Source organism: Mycobacterium sp. KBS0706 (assembly GCF_005938675.2).
GTDB lineage: Bacteria > Pseudomonadota > Alphaproteobacteria > DSM-16000 > Inquilinaceae > Inquilinus.
The window spans coordinates 1-2,393 of the sequence record NZ_VCCH02000239.1 but is presented as its reverse complement, the minus strand read 5'-3'; the positions used below and the strand labels follow the sequence as shown (position 1 = coordinate 2,393).

At 75.2% G+C, this 2,393-nt stretch carries 2 protein-coding genes; both read left to right on the top strand.

What is annotated here, in order from left to right; translation table 11 throughout:
* The first annotated feature begins 389 nt into the window (after nt 1–389).
* Nucleotides 390–1,043: a hypothetical protein gene (locus FFK22_RS41455; protein WP_143956980.1), complete on the top strand. Its 654-nt coding sequence runs from the start codon at nt 390–392 to the stop codon at nt 1,041–1,043.
* Nucleotides 1,044–1,220: 177 nt separating this feature from the next.
* The coding region (locus FFK22_RS43625; RefSeq protein WP_221939288.1) for a DUF6600 domain-containing protein at nt 1,221–2,393 on the top strand (1,173 nt) is incomplete at its 3' end.

Here is a 2,393-nt window from a genome sequence, read left to right as displayed (position 1 = left end):
CACCGTCTTCGCCAACTACTACAGCGCCGCCCGAGACCGCCGCAGCGCCAGCGCCGGAAACGCCCGCTCGGGCGGAGGCGCCGCCGCCGGCTGCTGCACCTGACGCTCACACGGCCCAGGCCGCTCCGGATGCGGCAGCGCCGAAGCCCGATGCGCCGCCCGCCGCACCACCCGCATCTGCAGCGACGGAGGCGCCCGCCACAACGACCGCCGCCAGCCCGGCGGCATCGGCCGCAGCGCCCGCGCCGGCCACCGACGCGCCTCCGGCTGCGGCCCCGCCACCACCCTCCGTGGAAGCGCCGGCCGCGCAACCCGCTCCGGCCGCCGAGCCCGCGCCGGCCACCCCGATCGCCCCGACCCAGCCCGCCGAACCCCCGGCCGATGCGAATATGGTGCCGTCGGCCCGGGTCGCCGCCCGGCTGATCGAAGCGCTGCGCCGCTGGCCGCAGCCGCCGGTGGTGACCGCGCCGCCCGCGCCCGATGCAGCGCCCGCGGCCCCGGATCCCTTCGCCGAGCTCTACGCCCGGCTGCGCGGCCACGCCGCCAATGGCGAGATGCCGGCGGTGCAGGCCGGCCGCTACGAGCTGGTCGGCATGGCGCTGCTCGAGCACGGCGCCGAATCGACCCAGATGCTCGACGCCGACCTGCTGCTGGTGCAGGCCGCCCAGGCCCTGGACGCGCGCGACGAGGCCCGGCACGGCCTGGCCGCGGCGGCGCCCCTGATCGGCCGGCTGGGCAGCGGCGAGAGCCGGCGGTCGCGGCAGTCGCTGGAGGCGGCGACGGCCTGGCTGGGGCTGCGCATCGTCGCCGCCGACCTCCTGGAGGCGATCGCGGCGGCGAAGGCCGAGCCGCTGGACGGCACCACCGCCGACCGCATGTCCGAGCGGCTGGACCAGATCGAGCAGGTGATGGCCCAGGCCCAGGACGGCGTCGACGAGCTGGCGGCCCAGGCGCTGTTCCTGCGCGCCGCCGTGCTGGCCTCGGCCGGGCGGATGCCGGACGATTCCGAGCTAAGGGCCGAGATCGACCGGCTGCTGAAGTGAGCCGCCGATCATAGCCGGCACTTCACCGCGAATTCATCTCCAGGCCAGCCTCCTGCAAGGGCCTGCCGCCTAGCCTCCGACCCTGCGGACGCATGCTCGCGCCGGTTCTTTGACGGCGCCGAACGGGGACATCCGGCTGCCCGGCCCTCAGCGAGGCCGGCGGTCGAGGAGGAACGGATGAAGGCGCAGATCCTGGCGGGGGTCGCCGCGGCGGCCCTGCTCTGCGGCATCGTTCCGGCCCGGGCGGATGACGATCCGCCGGCCCGGGTCGGGCGGCTGGCCGATGTCTCCGGCGCGGTGTCGCTGCGCCCCGACCCGGCCCAGCCCTGGGCGGTGGCCGCGCGCAACCAGCCGGTGACCTCCGGCATGTCGCTCTGGACCGAGCCGCAGGCCCGGGCGGCGCTGGAGATCGGCCCGGCCGAGCTGCATCTCGGCGGCCAGGCCGAGCTGGACATCCGGCAACTGGACGACCAGGCCTTCGCCGCCCAGCTGGGCCAGGGGTCGGTCAACATCGACATCGCCGACCTGCAGGCGGGCGAAACCTGGACGGTCGACACCCCGCGCGGCACGGTCACGCTGGACCGGCCGGGCGAATACCGCATCGACGCGGGCACCACCCAGGACCCGACCCAGGTGGTGGTGTTCTCCGGCGAGGCGCAGATCGCCGGCGGGCCGGACGGGCCGGTCGACATCCAGGGCGGCGAGACCGGCGTGGCCGCCGGCGGCGATCCGTTCACCTACACCCTGGCGCAGTCTGCCGACCGTGACCCGCTCGACGACTGGGCCGACGGCCGGATCCGGGCGGCGTCCACCGCGCCGCGCTACGTCTCGCCCGCCATGACCGGCTACCAGGACCTCGCCGCCGCCGGCACCTGGCACGAGACGCCGGGCACCGGGGCGATCTGGTACCCGACCGACGTGCCGTCCGGCTGGGTGCCCTACCGCGACGGCCGCTGGGAGCATGACGACCGCTGGGGCTGGACCTGGATCGACGACCAGCCCTGGGGCTTCGCGCCCTTCCATTACGGCCGCTGGACCTATGCCGACGACCGCTGGGGCTGGGTGCCCGGCCCGGTCGAGGTGCATCCGGTCTACGCCCCGGCGCTGGTCACTTTCTTCGCCGGGGCCGCGGTCAGCGCCGCCATCACCCTGGCTGCCGACAGTCACCCGATCGGCTGGTACCCGCTGGGGCCGGGCGAGATCTACCACCCGCCCTACCGGGTCAGCGACACCTATGTCCGGAACGTGAACGTCACCAACATCCGGAACCTCGAGGTCAACCGGATCACCAACATCCACAACGGCCCGACCACGATCGTCGAGGACGGCGCCAACCGCCGCTTCGCCACG